16 protein-coding genes are annotated in these 17,097 nt (G+C 56.7%); 12 read left to right on the forward strand and 4 right to left on the reverse strand.

Features of this window, described 5'->3' with window-relative positions:
- Positions 1–79: 79 nt before the first annotated feature.
- Positions 80–1,528, reverse strand: a complete 1,449-nt coding sequence (locus K6L24_RS03345) for a M20 family metallopeptidase (protein WP_222681947.1) — start codon at positions 1,526–1,528, stop codon at positions 80–82.
- Positions 1,528–2,844 (reverse strand): amidohydrolase, encoded by a 1,317-nt coding sequence (locus K6L24_RS03350; RefSeq protein WP_222682291.1) that lies wholly within the window; start codon positions 2,842–2,844, stop codon positions 1,528–1,530. The genes K6L24_RS03345 and K6L24_RS03350 overlap by 1 nt, the downstream gene beginning before the upstream one ends.
- Before the next feature lie 131 nt (positions 2,845–2,975).
- Between K6L24_RS03350 and K6L24_RS03355 the strand changes: the two genes are divergently transcribed.
- The 7 genes from K6L24_RS03355 to K6L24_RS03385 all read left to right on the forward strand — a co-directional run bounded on the left by K6L24_RS03355 (position 2,976) and on the right by K6L24_RS03385 (position 11,012).
- Complete coding sequence (locus tag K6L24_RS03355) at positions 2,976–3,893, forward strand: LysR family transcriptional regulator (RefSeq protein ID WP_062745945.1); 918 nt, start codon at positions 2,976–2,978, stop codon at positions 3,891–3,893.
- 102 nt (positions 3,894–3,995) lie between these two features.
- On the forward strand, positions 3,996–5,129 hold the full coding sequence (locus K6L24_RS03360) for a porin (RefSeq protein ID WP_118665553.1): 1,134 nt from the start codon (positions 3,996–3,998) through the stop codon (positions 5,127–5,129).
- A 141-nt stretch (positions 5,130–5,270) separates the two neighbouring features.
- The gene (locus K6L24_RS03365; RefSeq protein WP_084344204.1) at positions 5,271–5,768 is read left to right on the forward strand and encodes a GNAT family N-acetyltransferase; all 498 of its coding nucleotides are present in this window, start codon (positions 5,271–5,273) and stop codon (positions 5,766–5,768) included.
- 135 nt (positions 5,769–5,903) lie between these two features.
- Complete coding sequence (locus K6L24_RS03370; RefSeq protein WP_222681948.1) at positions 5,904–7,031, forward strand: ABC transporter substrate-binding protein; 1,128 nt, start codon at positions 5,904–5,906, stop codon at positions 7,029–7,031.
- A gap of 237 nt (positions 7,032–7,268) precedes the next feature.
- Positions 7,269–7,994 carry a gluconate 2-dehydrogenase subunit 3 family protein gene (locus K6L24_RS03375; protein ID WP_118665555.1) on the forward strand — a complete coding sequence of 242 codons (726 nt, stop codon included), beginning with the start codon at positions 7,269–7,271 and terminating at the stop codon, positions 7,992–7,994.
- A 2-nt stretch (positions 7,995–7,996) separates the two neighbouring features.
- Positions 7,997–9,775, forward strand: coding sequence for a GMC family oxidoreductase (locus tag K6L24_RS03380; RefSeq protein WP_222681949.1), 1,779 nt, complete (start codon positions 7,997–7,999; stop codon positions 9,773–9,775).
- Between the two features lie 13 nt (positions 9,776–9,788).
- A complete protein-coding gene (locus tag K6L24_RS03385) occupies positions 9,789–11,012 on the forward strand; it encodes a c-type cytochrome (protein ID WP_222681950.1) in 1,224 nt (407 codons plus the stop codon).
- An 80-nt stretch (positions 11,013–11,092) separates the two neighbouring features.
- On the opposite strand, the gene ftnA is transcribed toward K6L24_RS03385, so the two are convergent.
- Positions 11,093–11,602 carry a non-heme ferritin gene (gene ftnA, locus K6L24_RS03390; protein WP_062745956.1) on the reverse strand — a complete coding sequence of 170 codons (510 nt, stop codon included), beginning with the start codon at positions 11,600–11,602 and terminating at the stop codon, positions 11,093–11,095.
- A 395-nt stretch (positions 11,603–11,997) separates the two neighbouring features.
- Positions 11,998–12,975: a sugar-binding transcriptional regulator gene (locus K6L24_RS03395; RefSeq protein ID WP_240043811.1), complete on the reverse strand. Its 978-nt coding sequence runs from the start codon at positions 12,973–12,975 to the stop codon at positions 11,998–12,000.
- 197 nt (positions 12,976–13,172) lie between these two features.
- On the opposite strand from K6L24_RS03395, the gene K6L24_RS03400 reads away from it, so the two are divergent.
- The 5 genes from K6L24_RS03400 to K6L24_RS03420 all read left to right on the forward strand — a co-directional run bounded on the left by K6L24_RS03400 (position 13,173) and on the right by K6L24_RS03420 (position 17,094).
- On the forward strand, positions 13,173–14,102 hold the full coding sequence (locus K6L24_RS03400; protein WP_062745958.1) for a tagatose-bisphosphate aldolase: 930 nt from the start codon (positions 13,173–13,175) through the stop codon (positions 14,100–14,102).
- Complete coding sequence (locus K6L24_RS03405) at positions 14,095–14,697, forward strand: P-loop nucleotide/nucleoside kinase family protein (RefSeq protein WP_187509476.1); 603 nt, start codon at positions 14,095–14,097, stop codon at positions 14,695–14,697. Before K6L24_RS03400 ends, K6L24_RS03405 begins: the two co-directional genes overlap by 8 nt.
- A gap of 209 nt (positions 14,698–14,906) precedes the next feature.
- Complete coding sequence (locus tag K6L24_RS03410; protein ID WP_118665561.1) at positions 14,907–15,350, forward strand: PTS sugar transporter subunit IIA; 444 nt, start codon at positions 14,907–14,909, stop codon at positions 15,348–15,350.
- 81 nt (positions 15,351–15,431) lie between these two features.
- On the forward strand, positions 15,432–15,731 hold the full coding sequence (locus tag K6L24_RS03415; RefSeq protein ID WP_062745966.1) for a PTS sugar transporter subunit IIB: 300 nt from the start codon (positions 15,432–15,434) through the stop codon (positions 15,729–15,731).
- 97 nt (positions 15,732–15,828) lie between these two features.
- Positions 15,829–17,094: a PTS sugar transporter subunit IIC gene (locus K6L24_RS03420; RefSeq protein ID WP_062745969.1), complete on the forward strand. Its 1,266-nt coding sequence runs from the start codon at positions 15,829–15,831 to the stop codon at positions 17,092–17,094.
- Positions 17,095–17,097: the final 3 nt, after the last annotated feature.

Genomic DNA, 17,097 nt, shown 5'->3' on the forward strand with positions numbered 1-17,097 from the left:
CGTCGTTATGTCGTTGTTTGCGTTTTGTTTTTTTAACGGGGCCGGGATCGAGCCAGGCCTCCGGTTCTGTCGGGTATCGCTACGCCAGCGGCGTGGGTATGACTCCTGCCGGGATCGGGCAGCGATAGGGCTGCTCCGCACGCTGGCGGCGGAACTCCTGCCTGGCCTCTGCCAGCAGGCTGGTCTCGCTGAACAACGCCAGCGCGGTTGCGGCCAGGGTCTTGCCTGCAAGACACATGCCTTTGTGTGCGACGGAGGTGCGGCCCTGGGCCACCAGTTGCCAGCTGTGCAACGGCGTGCCGAAGGCAAAGCAGGGCGTGAAGCACTGTGCGGTCGGGGCCACCCAACTGACATCACCGACGTCAGTCGAGCCGTACAGCACCTCTTCACTGGCGCAGTAAGGTGCCACACTGTCCATCAGCACGCGATCGCCCAGCGCGGCGGCCCACTCGCCGCCCGCCGATCCCCCGGTTCGCGCGGCGTTCAGCCGGGCATTGCGCAGATCGTCGGCGCTCAGCGTCTGGCGGATCCCGGCGGCAAACTGGCGTTCTTCCGCGCTGTAATCAGGCGGGCCAAAGTGGCAGAGACGGGCATACATCAGCTTTTCCAGCGCGCGGTTGGGCTGATAGTTGGAGCAGGCTTTCTCAAAGCGTACGCTCATCTCCGTCCCGGTCATCAGGGCGGCCCCCCGGGCGATATCGGTCACCCGCTGGTAAATATCCTGGAGTTGATCGAGCTGCGGGGCGCGCACCAGATAGAGCACCTCCGCCTCTGCCTGCACCACATTGGGGGAACTGCCCCCGCTGTTGGTCACTGCATAGTGCAGCCGGGCGTCGGGAATAATGTGCTCGCGCAGGAAGTTCGCGCCGGTATTCATCAGGGTCACTGCATCCAACGCGCTGCGCCCGAGGTGGGGCGCGTTGGCCGCGTGGGACGCCACGCCGCTGAAATGAAATGCCGCCTGAATATTGGCCAGTGTGGCGGTATTAAACATGCCGCTGAAGCCCTCCGGGTGCCAGGTCAGTGCGGCATCGACGTCGTCAAACAGTCCTTCGCGAACCATAAAGGTTTTCCCGGAGCCGCCCTCTTCGCCGGGGCAGCCGTAAAAGCGAATCGTGCCCGGGGTGCCGTTCAGTTGCAGCCACGCTTTGACCGCACAGGCGGCGGCCAGCGCGGCGGTACCCAGCAGATTGTGGCCACAGCCATGTCCGTTGCCGTCTGCCACCAGCGGAGTGCGCGTGCTGCACTCCGCCTGCTGGCTCAGTCCCGCCAGGGCGTCATACTCGCCCAGCAGGGCGATCACCGGCTGGCCACTGCCGTAGCTGGCGATAAAGGCGGTATCGATACCTCCCGCTGCCCGTTCAATGCGGAACCCTTCCTGCTCCAGCGCAGTGGAGAGCAACCCGGCGGCGAAGGTTTCGGTAAAGCGCGTTTCAGGCCGATCCCAGATGGCGTCGCTTAACGCACTGAACCGCGCCTGATGCTGGTCGATGTAGTCCGCGACAAAGTCATTTATTTCCGTGTTCATCACGCCTCCGGCTCGAATTCAGCGATATGCAGAGCAATCAGGGCGAGAGTTTTCACCGCCACGGCCATCACCTGCTCATTAAAGTCGAATTTTTCGTTGTGATGCCCGGCGCTCAGGTCGGTACCGAAAATGATGTAAGAGGCCTGGCCACCGTGCTGCTTCACCCGTTCCATCATGTAAGTGGCATCTTCCGAACCGGCCGCCATACCGCGCGTGTCGACCAGCGAGGTCAGTTCCGGGATGTGCTGCGCCTGATGGCGGATGTAACGCACCCAGGGGGCGGTCGGCTGGCTGCTGCGTGCTGCGCCCATCAGCGTGACCTGATGCTCAACGCCGTACATCGCGGCAGCACCGGCAAGGGTTTGCAGCGCGCGCTGATAGATAAAGTCATTAATTTCATTCGTCGCCCCGCGCGTTTCCACCTTCATCGTGGCACGATCCGCAACCACGTTGCGCCCGGTGCCTGCCTGCAATACGCCGACGTTGACGCGTGCGCTGCCGCCGCTGTGCTGGGTCAGCGTATGCAGCGCCAGCGTCGCCTGCGCGGCCGCCAGCAGGGCGTTGCTGCCTTCTTCCGGACGTGCCCCTGCATGGGCGGCGTTGCCACGGAAACTGACATCGAGCTTGGTGGTCGCCATAAAGTTATCGCTTCCGCACACCAGTTCCCCGGCCGGTACGCCGGTGCCAATGTGAATAGCGGTAAAGAAATCGACGTCATCGACCACGCCCGCTTCCACCATCGACTTCGCCCCGCGCGTGCCTTCCTCGGCGGGCTGGAAGATCAGCTTGATGGTGCCGATCAGCTCCGTTTCAAACTGCTTCAGCACCTGAGCCAGCCCCAGACCAATGGTGGTGTGGCCGTCGTGGCCGCAGGCGTGCATCATGCCCGGGTTCACAGAAGCAAAGCCTTCAGCATAAGGGCGGTGCTCCCGGGTCTGGTTTTCAATGACGTCCAGCGCATCCATATCGACGCGGAACGCCATCACCGGGCCGGGGCGTCCGGTTGCCAGCGTGGCAACAATGGCACAGAAACCGCCGGAGAAGTGCGGAAGCCATTCCGGCAGCGCACCCTGTTCCAGCGCCCGCTGCTCGTGAAATGCCAGCACCTCGGGCGTGGGCAAACCCATTCGCGCCCCGGCCTTCACTACGTCTTTACCTAACGTGAGCTGATAGCCTAAGCGATGCAGTTCAGCAGCCACCAGCGTGGCGGTGCGGAACTCCAGCCAGCCTGATTCAGCGTACTTATGCAGATCGCGTCGCCGTTCCTGCAGACAGGGGGCAATCTCTTTCACAAACTCAGCAATAGCCTGGTGCATGGGTTCATCCTTCTGGTTAAGCATCGTTATTTCCGGGTGATTTCTTTCTGTTCTACACAATGGAATCCCCCGGCAGAAGATGACAATATCTTGTGACTGATAATCACTGGTTATCACCTACAGGAGATCCGATGCCCGCATCCATCAAACTGCATCAGCTACGTGCTTTTGTCGACGTCGCCCGCCACGGCAGTATTCGCGCCGCCAGCCGGGCCGCAGGGTTGTCTCAGCCCGCGCTGACTAAATCGATTCAGGAGCTGGAAGACGTCCTTGGCGCAAGGCTGTTCGTTCGCCGCAGTCAGGGGGTGGCACTGACCGAAATCGGTGATAACTTTTTCCAACATGCGAGCCTGATCATAGAAGAGCTGCGCGTCGCGCAGGAGGATATTCAGCAGCGGTTAGGGCTGGCGGGCGGCACGGTCAATATTGGCGTCGGGGGCAGCATTGCACGCACCCTGATGCCCCCGGTGATCACCCAGTTCCGACGCCAGTTTCCGAACGTGAAGATCCGTATTGTCGAGGGGCAGCTGGTGTCGATGATCCCTGAACTGCGCCAGGGCGAACTGGACTTTACGATCAATACCTCCTACCCCGGCCATCTCGACAGCGAGCTGAGTTATGAACGGCTGATGGAGCGTGAATATCAGGTGGTCGTGCGTAAGGGGCATCCCTGCGAACACGTCACTTCGCTGGCGGAACTGCAGCACTGTGACTGGACCATGCCAACACCGCGCGGCAGCTACTATCGTCTGTTGCATGACCTGTTACATGATATGGGCATGGCCCCGGCAATCAGCGTCACCTGTGAAACGTTTATGGCCTGCACCAGCCTGATTGCGCAGAGTGATTTTGTCAGCATTCTCTCCAGCGATGTCATCGGTGACCCGATCCTGGGCAATCAGCTGGTGGCGCTGAACATTAAGGAACCGTTGCCCCATGCCACGTTTTATTTAATTCAACGTAAGGACACCACGCTGACACCAATGGGGGCAGAACTGGCACGTTTGTTTCGTATTTACTGCGGTAAAAATTCCGCCAGGGGAGGTTAAAAAGCACGAATACCGTGCCGAAAGCGCACAAGGTGAACAAAGCGAGGTGAACAGAACAGGGTATTCAGTGGGTCTGACAGACAAGCTCTGAGGAGCAGACTGATGTTATCTCACTCATCGTTTAGCGGAATATTTATCCGCTTTAGTGTACTGGCCCTGCTTTCGCCCGCCGCTCAGGCAGACGTGAATCTGCTGAAAAAGAATACCTTTCAGGATCCTGTTCTCGCTCCGCTCAGCCTGAAAATGAGCGGTAGCGTCCGGCCCGAGTTTATCTGGAACCGGGGCCCGGATAACCATGGTGGACACGATGGCGGTTCACGTTTTCGCTTCAGCGCTGATTACCTGCTCAGGCCGGGAACATCCATCATTGGCTTCTATTCGCTGGGTCTGGATACCGCCCACGCATTAGGATTGAAGCACCATTATGATCATCAGGCTGACTGGTCAAGCCAGCGTAAAATGTATGGCGGCATCCAGGACGACCGTTTCGGTACGCTGACCTTTGGCCATCAGTACGGTGTTTACTACGATACCATCGGCGTTAAAAGCGATGTCTGGGATAACGATGCTTTCGCCGGGCCTAACGGCAGTGGCATCAGTAAAAATGTCGATGGCGGTGATCGTCCGCGTAACAGCATGAAGTACACCACGACCCTGGGTGCCTATACCCTGTATGCTGACTGGTTGCTGCCGCAGGATGATATTGTGCTGGATGATGATCAGTACTACCGGCGTAAACACGGCTCCGGGCTGGGCCTGGATTATCAGGCGGCCAAAGCGCTGGTGCTCAGCGCCAGCTGGAACCAGACGAATGCCGTGGTGAAAAACAGCGGTGGTGCACAGCGAAGTTATCGCCAGCAGTTTTCAGGTGTTGCCGCTACCTGGCAACCGGGAAACTGGTATTTAGTCAGTACTGCGACCTGGACCCATAACTTTGTTCCGGCAAAAAAACAGCAGCGTACGGAACACTATTTTGCCGGCAGTGGCTACGGGCTGGAAGCGTTTGCCGGGTATACCTTTCCCATCAACAAACCCTGGCTGGCATCGATCCAGCCTTATGTGGCTGCCGATACCCTGCGGCTGCGCGGCAGTGGCGATTATCATGCTAACCATGAGTATCTGGGCGTTGTAACGCAGCTGGCCTACGGTTTCTCTGTTTATCTGGAACACACCTTCACGGCCACCTCTGATCATGATCCGGACCAGACCTGGCTGTCGATTTACTATGATTTTTAAGCGGCGGCAGTGAGCGGATAGGAAAAGAGCCAGCGAGAATTTCATCTTTAAGCTGATGATTATTCATTCGCCAAAGCGGGAATAAAAGCGATAGATTGAACCCACCAGTAACACCGTATGTTAATCCCAGCGGAGCCAGAGATGATGCCTACCGAGCTTGTGACTATTCAGCGTTACCGGGCAACGTATCAGCCGGGTGTGGTACAGCTAATCCTGCCGATCCAGAACCAGGAGTTCGGCATTGCGATCACCGCAGAGCAGCAGCCAGATCTGAGTGAGATTGAAAAATTTTATCAGCAGGGGAACGGGGATTTCTGGCTGGCGCAGATTGATGACCGGGTCGTCGGATGTATCGGTCTGAAGGATATCGGCCAGCAGCAAACGGCCCTGCGCAAAATGTTTGTGGCTGCCCCATACCGTGGCCGGGAGTGGGGGGTGGCTTCTGCGCTGCTCAATACGCTGATGATGCACGCCCGCGATCGCGGTGTGATGGAGATCTTTCTGGGGACGACAGCAAAATTTCTGGCGGCCCACCGTTTTTATGAAAAAAATGGCTTTGTCGATATTCCGCCCGGCGACCTGCCTGCACGCTTCCCGTTAATGGCCGTAGATACAAAGTTCTACCGGTTCTCCTTCTGAGAGGAATGTCTGAGCCCATCAGTGCGGCTCAGGCAAAATTTTCTGACACATCTTGTAATGACCTCCCTGCCGTCGTAGCATTCCTGCGCAATTCTGAGATTGAGAATAATAATTATTTCCTTTGTGGAGAGTGCGATGACGTTATGGGGTAAAGCAGTGATTCTGATGGGGAGCTTAATGATCTCCTCCAGCCTGATGGCGGCACCGTTTGTGGTGGAAGACGTCAGCGGCCGTAAAGTGGAAATCAAATCTGAGGTGAAGCGGGTGATCCTCGGGGAAGGGCGGCAGATCTATCTGCTGGCCGCTTTTGACACCGACGCGCCGTTCCAGCGTGTGGTGGGCTGGCGCGACGATCTGCCGAAAGCCGATTTCGACAGCTATCAGATTTACGCCAAAAAATACCCGTCAATCACCGCTCTGCCGACCTTCGGCGGTGCCAAAGATGGCACGTTTAACGTTGAGCAGGCCCTGACCCTGAAGCCCGATCTGGTGCTGATGAACCTGGAGTCAAAAGCAGCCACCGATGAGTCTAAGCTCACGGAAAAGCTCGCCAAACTGGGTATTCCCGTGGTGTTTATCGACTTCCGTGAAAAGCCGTTTGAGAATGCGGTGAAAAGTATCCGCATTATGGGACAGCTGGTGGGCAAACCCGCGCGTGCGGAAGAGATCATCGCTTTCCGCCAGCAGCAGATTGATATTGTGACTGAGCGACTGAAAAACTATCAGGGCCCGCGTCCGAAGGTGATGCTTGATCGCGCCGGGGGGTATACCGAAGAGTGCTGTATGTCATTCGGTGACGAGAATTTCGGCCGGATGGTCGAAGTGGCCGGTGGGACCAATATTGCCAAAGGGCTGATCCCAGGCACATTCGGCACGCTGAACCCGGAGCAGATTATCGCTTCGCGCCCGGACGTGGTGATCGTCACCGGGGCTAACTGGAAAAACTACAATACCGCTGGCGGCTGGGTGGGCGTCGGTCCGGGGGCCGATCTTACCCTGGCAACGCAGCGTTTAACTGCGCTGATGGCGCGCCCGGCGTTCCGCACCCTGCCGGTGGCGACCAACGGCAATGCTCATGCCATCTGGCATCAGTTCTACGACAGCCCGTACCAGTTTGTCGCCATTCAGATGATCGCCAAATGGCTGCATCCCGATCTGTTTAGCGATATCGACCCGGACGCGACCTTCCGTGAATTCCATCAGCGTTTCCTGCCGGTGACCTACCAGCCAGGTTACTGGGTGACGTTAAAAGCGGCGCCGTAGTCGTTGATGAAAGGGTGCGATCCGCACCCTTTGATAATTCCGATAGAATTGAACCGGCTGAATCGGTTATCCAGGAAGATTCCTTCTTTTTTCTCATATCCCTTAACAGTTTTCCCCCTCCGTCATTTTTCTTTTTTCTGAGCAGTCGCCTATGTTATCCCCCGCAAAACGCATGGTTTTCTGCTGATGCACTGGCCCCAGTCCGGGGTGGCTCTGACTGTTCACTGGAAGAATACAATGGCAAATCATGATGAGGTCGCCCGTGGAAGGCGACGTTTTCTACAGCAATCTGTGGCGCTGATCCCGCTGGCTGCGGTGGCCACTCGCGGCATCGCGCCGTCCGCTGCATTCGCGTCGGCTACCCCTGCCCGCGGCGTCTCTGCTGAAGCGGTTCCCCTGTGGTTTAACCCGGGCGAATGGCGCTTTATTGTTGCGGCCTGCGCCCGTCTGATCCCCGAAGACGACCTCGGCCCCGGGGCCGTCAGTGAAGGCGTCCCGGTGTTTATTGACCGGCAGATGGAGCAGCCTTACGGCTACGGCCAGCTCTGGTATATGCAGCCGCCGTTTGCAGAGGCGATCCCGGAGCTGGGCTATCAGTCATCGCTGGTGCCGCGTGAAACCTACCGTCGCGGGATTGCTGCGGTCGATCGCTACTGTCAGCAGCAGTATCATGCGGATTTCGCTGACCTGACGGCAGCACAGCAGGATGAGGTGCTCACCGGGCTGGAAGCGGGACGCATCAATGATGAACAGGTACCCGGTGCCTTATTCTTTACCCAACTGCTGGAAAATACCAAAGAGGGGTATTTTGCCGACCCGCAGCACGGCGGCAATCAGACGCTGGCCAGCTGGACGCTGATTGGCTTCCCCGGAGCGCGTGCCGATTACCAGGACCAAATGGACCATCCCGGCCAGCGCTATCCGCTGCCTCCGGTGAGCATTTCCGGCCGCAGGGGAGCATGACAATGAGCCGCTTAAAACACCCTTCGGTTGACGTACTGATTATCGGTTTCGGCTGGACCGGCGCGCTGATGGCGCGTGAACTGGCAGAAACCGGGCTGAATATCCTGGCGCTGGAGCGGGGAGAAAATCGTGATACCTGGCCTGATTTTGCCTATCCGCGTATTACCGACGAGCTGACGTACGGCATTCGCCTGAAGCTGTTCCAGAACGCCGCACGTGAAACGGTAACGGTACGCCATACCGCTGCCGACCGCGCCATGCCCTACCGGCGCTTTGGCTCATTCCTGCCCGGTAACGGCGTGGGCGGTGCGGGCGTACACTGGAACGGTATGCTGTGGCGACCGCTGGAGGCCGACCTGAAACTGCGCAGTACCGTGACGGAACGCTACGGCGCCGGCATTATCCCTGCGGATATGACGCTGCAGGATTATCCCGTCAGCTATGACGAGCTGGAGCCTTTCTTTGAAAAGTTCGAGAAAATCTGTGGCGCGGCAGGGATGGCCGGCAATATTGACGGTCTGCATATGGCCGGAGGCAACCCGTTTGAAGCCCCGCGCCGCGCTCCTTATCCGACAAAGCCGCTGAAACAGCAGTACGGCGGACAGCTCTTTGCGCGGGCGGCAGAAAATCTGGGATACAGCCCGTTTCCCATTCCGGCGGCGAACTGTACCGGGCCCTGGAAGAATCCCTATGGCGTGCAGCTTGGCGTATGTAACTACTGCGGATTTTGCGAGCGCTTTGGCTGTTTTAACGGTTCAAAAGCGTCACCGCAGTCAACGGTGCTGCCTTCACTGCGTCAGTTTCCTAACTTTTCCCTGCGTACCCAGTCACAGGTGATACGCATCAACACCGACCCCAGCGGCAAAAGGGCCACCGGGGTGATCTGGGTGGATCCGCAGGGACAGGAGCATGAGCAGCCTGCGGAGCTGGTGATCCTCAGCGCTTTCCAGTTGCATAATGTCCGGCTGATGCTGCTGTCGGGCATCGGCAAACCCTACCATGCGCAGAGTGGAGAAGGGGTCGTTGGTCGTAACTACGCCTACCAGATGAACGGCAGCCTCAACCTGTTCTTTGGGGAAAAGCATCACTTTAATCCGTTTGCCGCCACCGGGGTGACGGGCACGTTTATTGATGATTTTAATGCTGAAAATTTTGATCACACCGGGCTGGGTTTTATTGGTGGGGCCACCCTTGGCGCAGCCACCAGCGGCGGGCGGCCGATCCAGCAAATGACGCTGCCTGAGGCCTCACCTCAGTGGGGATCGGGCTGGAAAAAGAGCATCCGCCAGCACTATTTGCACACCATGAGCATCGGATCGTCCGGGTCGGTAATGCCTTACCGGCAGTGTTATCTTGACCTTGACCCGACATACCGCGACGTCCACGGCCAGCCGCTGCTGCGTATGACGTTTGACTGGCAGCCCAATGAGCTGAAGATGACGCAGTTTATGCAGGGTAAGGCGGAGCAGATCGCCCGGGAGATGGGCGCGCCGCACGTGGAGTCGGGCTTTATGAAACCGGGCGATCGCTACGACGTGCGGCCCTATCAGTCCACCCATACGACGGGCGGGACGGTAATGGGGGATAACCCGAAAACCAGCGTGGTGAATAAGTATTTACAGAGCTGGGATGTGCACAACCTGTTTGTCCTCGGGGCGTCGGTCTTTCCGCAAAATCTGGCCTACAACCCCACCGGGATTGTCTGTGCCACGGCGCTGTGGGCGGCGCATGCCATCCGCACCGATTATCTCGCCCAGCCCGGACCGCTGGTACAGGCCTGACAGGGAGTCAGTGATGAATATCCGACACTATGGTTTGTGTGTGCTGCTGGTGGCCGCCAGCGGAAGCCGTGCCGCTGCCCCTGACAGTCTCAGTACGGGGCATTACCTGGCGCTGGCCTCGGACTGCGCGGCCTGCCATACCGCTGAAAAAGGCCAGCCTTTTGCCGGCGGGCTGAAAATGCAGACGCCCATCGGGGCGCTCTATTCAACCAATATCACTCCGGATGCCCGGACGGGGATTGGCGACTACAGCTACGAGGATTTCGCCCGTGCCCTGCGCGAAGGAAAGGCCCGTGACGGGCGGAACCTGTATCCGGCGATGCCTTATACGGCGTTCAGCAAGTTTGATGACCCGCAGATGCACGCGCTGTACGACTATTTCACCCACGAGGTTCCTGCCGTGCGGCAGGAGAACCGCAAGAGCGATATTCCCTGGCCGCTGAACATCCGCTGGCCGCTCGGGATGTGGAACCTGCTGTTTCACGATGACACGCGCTATCTTAACGATCCGCTGCACAGCGGTCAGTGGAATCGCGGGGCATGGCTGGTGCTGGGGCCGGGACACTGCGGCAGCTGTCATACGCCGCGCGGTTTCGCCCTGCAGGAGAAAGGGCAGGATCACCACGACAGCGCGTATCTCACCGGAGGGACGCTAAACGGCTGGCAGGCACCCGACCTGAGGGGCAACAATGTTCGTGGACTGGGAGGCTGGTCGCAGCAGGATATTGTGACGTTTCTGAAAACCGGGCAGAACGACCGCACCATGGCGTTTGGCCCGATGACGGATGTGGTCGAAAAAAGTACGCAGTATCTGACGCTGGCCGATCTCAATGCCATCGCCGTGTTTCTGAAGAGTCTGCCCGCCGGCACGTACTCTACCGAGCTGGCCAGTGAAGATTATGCCGATCTGAATTCCCCGGGCGCGGCGCTGTATAGCGATAACTGTGCGGCATGCCACCGCAGCGACGGGCGGGGTTATGCCCGTACCTTCCCTGCGCTGGCGGGCAACGCAGCGCTACAGGGAAACGATCCGTCATCACTGATTTCGATGATTTTGCACGGCGGCAGGGCACCGGTCACCCGACAGGCGCTGACCGGAACGAGAATGCCGGACTTTGGCTGGCGGCTGACGGATCAACAGGTCGCGGCAATAAGCAACTTTGTGCGCAACAGCTGGGGAAATCAGGCCAGTGAGGTGACGCCGGAGCAGGTGAAGGACGTGCGGGGAGGGGAGTAAAAGGGCGGCAACACAGAACGTAAATTTATCAGCACGGGGCGACCGGAAGACAGGTCGCCCCTGCAGCGGAACCGCAGCGATTAAGCCTGGTGCGTACCTGGCTCACTCAGTTTCTGCAGGTCTTTATCCACGAAGAACAGTGCCTGACCGCTGTTACCCACCAGCGCCAGTTTGTCCAGCACAGATTTGAACAGTTTCTCTTCTTCATGCTGCTCAGACACATACCACTGCAGGAAGTTAAAGGTGGAGTAATCCTGGGTGGTCATGGCGGCATGTGCCAGCTCATTGATTTTTTTGGTGATCAACTGCTCGTGCTGATAGGCCTGCTCCAGCACTTCGTGCAGGGAGTTAAAGGTGACCGGCGGCGCGTCGATAGTCCCCAGCACCGGCATGGCACCGGTATCACTCAGGTAGTTGAACAGACGCTGCATGTGCTGCATCTCTTCTGTGGAATGCTCACGCATAAACGCGGCAGCCCCTTCAAACCCTTTGTCATTGCACCATGCGCTCATCTGCAGGTACAGGTTGGCAGAGTAGAATTCCAGATTCAGCTGATCGTTCAACTGAGCGGTCATTTCATTCGTCAGCATGGTGACTCCTTAACATTATATTTTTAGCGAGATTTCTACTCGCAATAATTCGCGTTGCAGAGACACGGTAAATGTATCTGGAACGTAAATCATAACGAGTAAAAGAGGTGATTTCTGCGCATTATGCACCCAGACTGATAAAATAAAAACCGTTTTATATAGCATTGGCTAATTTATTTATACATCGCTAAAGGTCTGATTGGTAAGTGATAATCATTCCATGATGAATCTGAATTGTTCTGGTTTTTAAATAGTTATGATAACTGTTCTTATTTATATCAAGGCGGGATATAAAGACGTAATGAGAATTAATCAGCTTTAGGTTCTTTCTGATAACGTATTCATTTTTCGTCAATTAGCTGTCTTTGTCAGTCAGACAAAGACAGCCTGCACATTTATTGAGGATCGCTGACCAGACGGTCGAGAATGGCCTGAGCGGTTTTAATATCGGTAACCAGAGCATTAATCATCCCCGAGCGGACGGCCCCGATAATGCCGGCGGCTTTTTCCGGCGTGGCTGCCACACCAATGCAAAGAGGCGTCTGGCGCAGCTGGTCAGGTGAGGCGGCGATCATCCGCTGTTCCCCTTCCCAGTGCAGGACCTCTCCCTGTTCCGTGACGTAATGGCGCAACACATCACCTGCCGCATGGCTGAGGGCCTGCTCACCCGGCGTGGCGGTGGAAACTTCGCTGGCGTGGGGGGCATGATGTGTCAGGCCGACGCCGACAATCGCCACATCCAGCTTGTCCCACAGAGAGGTAATTTGCTGCACGCCCGGGTCGCAGAGAAAGGCATCACGCAGCACCGGCGACGAAATATAGGGCGCATGGAGAAAGTGGGGCGTTCCCTCCATCTGTTCTGCGGCCTGGCGCACGAATTCATTAATCTGAAAATGCGCAGCCGCCTGCTGCATGCCGCCGTTCAGCGCCACGGTCAGGACGCCCGGCAGACGCGGCAGTCCGGATAACGTGACTTCACGCACCGCACGCCCCCAGCCGATGCCCACCACCGAGCCGCTGACCAGATCGGCCTGCTGCAACAGCGAAGCCAGCGGCGCAGTCAGTGCGCTAAGAACGCTGGCGGGCGGCGACTCTACCACCGCGGCCGTTTTTAACCCCAGCCGGGCAATCAGATCCGCCGTGATCTCCTCAGGCGACGTCAGCTCAATCACCTCTATGCGCACGATGCCCGCAGCACGGGCTTTGGTCAGCAGACGCGAAATAGTGGCGGTGGATACCCCCAGTTTTTTCGCGATATCGACCTGCGACATATCGGACTGATAGTGCAGCTTCGCCACCATATGCATCATCGCCCGCGTGGTGGCGGGATCTTGTAAAAGAGGCTCTTTCAGGGTTGTAATTCCTTTCTGCAATGTATTACACTCATTTCATCGGTTGGAGAATTATTGCGCAACACCAGAAAAATTGCAACGTGCACAGGTGGCTGAAACCCCTGACAGGACTGGAGATTCACCCGCATCAGCCCGGCGTCGTGCACTCAGGCTAAAGGTAACTTTCGGGTCGTCGGTGACGGCTTTTTACCTGGTATCACTACAACGGAGCACATCTCATGTCACACATGTCCACTTCTGAACTGCGCGGTTATCAGCAAATTTGCGGCAGCAATGGCGCGATGCTGGTGATTGCCTGCGACCAGCGCGGTGCAATGCGTACCCTGTTAAGCGCCGATCCTGAACAGCAAAAATCCATCTCCGAGCAGCAGCTCGGCGGTATCAAAGCGGACATAACCCGCTATCTTGCCAGTCAGGCCTCCTGCGTGCTGGTGGATGCCGTCTGCGCGGTGCCGGACCTGGTGGATGACGGCATCATTGCCCGTGATACCGCCCTGCTGATCGGTCTGGATGCCTCCGGCTTTGACACCACGCCGGAGGGCTACCGGCATTCGCGTCTTGTTGAGGGCATCAGCGCCCGCCGCGTGCGCGAACTGGGCGGTAACGGGGGTAAAATTATGGTCTATTTACGTGCCGATCGCCCGGATGCCAATCAACATAACCTCGATATCCTGCGTCACTGCATTGAAGACTTTGCCCGTGAAGACCTGCTGCTGGTGGTGGAGTTTCTGACTTATCCACTCCCTGATGAAACAGATGAAGCCTATAAGAGCCGGGTGCCATCACTGATTTATGAGGGAACAAAACTGTCGCTGGCACTGGGAGCCAAAGTGCTGAAGATCCCGTATCCGGGGTCGGCTAAAGCCTGTGCCGATATCACGGCACTTGCCGGTGATGTGCCGTGGGCCGTACTCTCTGCGGGTGTGGATCACAGCACCTTCCTGAAGCAGGTGGCGGATGCGATGAGCAACGGGGCTTCCGGCGTGATTGCCGGGCGGGCATTATGGAAAGACTGCATCTCGCTGGATCGCCGTGTCACCCGCGAAAAACTGGAAACCCTGGCGATCCCGCGACTACGCGAAATCCAGGCCGTTATCGGTCAGTATTTTCACCCCGGTGCCACAGAGGAAAAAGCCCGCCATGCCTGAGTCGTTCGTTTTGCCGCATTCCGTTCCACAGCCCGGGGGTAAAGGCCTGGTGATGGTGAACGGCGTACCCGCGTCGGGAAAAAGCCATATTGCCACCCGCCTGGCGACGGAAACCGGCTGGCCGCTGCTGACGCTGGACCAGATCAAAGAGCCGTTTATGCGTCAGATCGACGGGATCGATCGCCCGATGAACCGTAAGCTGGGCATTGCGGCTTATCAGGTCATCTGGTCGATTATTGCCGCCGCCCCGGCGGGCCATACCTTTATCGTCGATGCGTGGTTTGGCTTCCAGCCCAAAGCGGATCTGGCCGCTTTTATTCAAACGGCAGGGATCGAACGTGTCGCGGAAGTCTGGTGTCAGATCCCCGGTGAGATGGCGGCACAGCGCTACAGCAGCCGGCTGGGCTCACGGTTACCGGGCCACCCGGGAGCGGAGTATGTGGCAGAACTGCAACAGCTGGCCGATCGCGCCGAGCCGATGCAACTGGGGCCGGTGTGGGTAGCCGATCAGCGGTGCGAGACTGACTTCACCCAATTGGTTCACTGGCTGCAGGAGAATATCGATCAGGTTGAGTTTCTACATTCACAGGGCTAACAATAACCAGGATTAATCCTGAATGTTGGCGGCCTATTTAATAAAGAGTGTAACCACTGGTTTAATTCTCCAGCGGATAACCATGGCTGTTAATATAATTAACTGATAATAAGTTATTTATTATTAAATAAGTCAACCCGATCACATTTTTATCTTTCTGCAAAAAGTATAGTGAATTAATGTTTGGGGTAATTAAAAGGCGACGAGGTATGTTAACCGACTGGATTAACCACAGTAATCTGACACTGTTAACGCATACTGATAACTGGCGAAAGGCGGTGGAGATTGCACTGCAACCGATGATCGATAATGGTGCCGTACAGCCCCGATACCTTAATGCGATTTATGATATGCATGAACAGATTGGTCCCTATTATGTGCTGGGTGAGGGTATTGCCATGCCTCATGCCCGACCAGAAGAAGGGGTGAATCATACGGCACTCTCGCTGTTAATTGTTTCCGAAGGCGTGAGTTTTGGCAGTGAAGATAATGACCCGGTGTATATCATATTTGCCCTGGCCGCTGTCGACAGCCACTCACATATTGAAATGATCGCCAGCCTGTCTCAGCTTTTTTGTGAGGACAATGTGGTTGAACAGTTAAGGCAGGCACGGGATAAACCCGCGGTAATGAAGATTCTTCAACAGTTTTAAACCGCAACAGGGCAGGGATGCCCGTCATCATACCCGCAGTCAGTGGTCGCGGACTTACAGACACTTAATAAGGTATGCCTGATGAAAAAATTATCTATTCTGGCCGTATGCGGTGCCGGGCTTGGCAGCAGTTTTGCCTGCGAAATGAGTATTGAAGCGGCCCTGAAAGATCTGGGTGTGGATGCTGAATTATCACACTGTGATATTTCCAGTGCAACCTCCTCCCGTGCGGATATTATCATGACCGGAGAAAACTTCCGTTCACAGTTTCAGCATTACACAATCAATTCTACTATTATTTACCTTAAGCGCCTGGTAGATAAAAATGAAATAAAATTAAAACTAGAACCAATCCTGAAAGAGAAAGGCTATCTTATTTAATTTCCTTTTTAATCTAAACCAATATCCCTTTATTGTTAGCGCGATGTAATGTCGTATTAACAGAAAGGGTATCTGTGCCCAAAAACAGGGGAGTATTATGTCTTTCCTTACTTTTATTGTCCATGATGTGCTGGGGCAGGCGTCAATTCTTATTTCATTGATAGCCATGATCGGTCTGATCGCCCTGAAAAAAAGTCCGGGTCAGGTCATTACCGGCACATTAAAAACGTTACTGGGTTTTTTAGTCCTGCTCTCCGGTGCCAGTATTATTGTTGCCACCCTGACCTTCCTGGGCGATATCTTCCAGAAAGGCTTTAATATGCGGGGTGTTGTCACCGATGTTGGCTCTATTGCCGGTATCGCGCAGCAGACGCTGGGGCGCGAAACGGCATTGATTATGGTGGTCGCCTTTGTGGTTAACATCCTTATCGCCCGGCTGACGCGCTATAAGTACATCTTTCTGACCGGGCAGGCCTCCCTGTGGATGGCGACGGTGTGCTCGGTGATCGGTTATATGGGCGGGCTGCGCGGCGTGGAACTGATCCTGCTCGGCGGGGGGATCGCTGGCGTGATGGCGGTGCTGATGCCGGCAATTGCCCAGCCGATCGTGCGTAAGATCACCGGTGGGGATGATATTGCCCTTGGCCACTTCTGCACCATCGGTTATATGGTGCAGGCCGGGGTGGCGAAAGTCACCGGAGATGTCAGCAAAAGTACCGAAGATGTGGAGCTGCCGCAGGCGCTGTCATTCCTGCAGGATACCTATCTTTCGATGATGGTGGTGATGATCCCGATCTATCTGATCCCGGCGATTGCCGCTGGCCCGGAAGTGGTGGCGGCGTCATCTAACGGCGTCAATTATCTGGTCTATAGCTTCCTGCAGGCGATCCAGTTTGTAGTAGGGGTGTATGTGCTGCTGGCAGGGGTGCGCCTGCTGCTGGCTGAAATTGTTCCGGCGTTTCGCGGTATTGCGCTGCGCATTGTTCCGGATGCGGTTCCGGCACTCGACTGCCCGGTGCTGTTTCCCTATGCACCGAATGCGGTGATTATCGGCTTTATTTCCACCACGGCCGGAGCGGTGATCGGGATGTTTCTGTTCCCGTGGGTGGGGCTGGCGATGATCCTGCCGGGGATGCTGACGAACTTCTTTGCTGGTGGCACCGCCGGGATCTTTGCTAACGCAGTCGGCGGGCGACGCGGAGCCATTATAGGCGGTGTGTTCCACGGGTTGTTTATTACGCTGCTGCCCGCCCTCCTTCTGCCGCTGCTTGGTCAGTACGGTTTCCAGAATGTCACCTTCAGCGACTCGGATGTGATCGGGGTCGGGCTGGTGTTCGGCCATATCCTTAACTTCTTTCACTAACTG

The organism is Erwinia persicina, from assembly GCF_019844095.1.
GTDB classification, from domain to species: Bacteria; Pseudomonadota; Gammaproteobacteria; order Enterobacterales; family Enterobacteriaceae; genus Erwinia; species Erwinia persicina.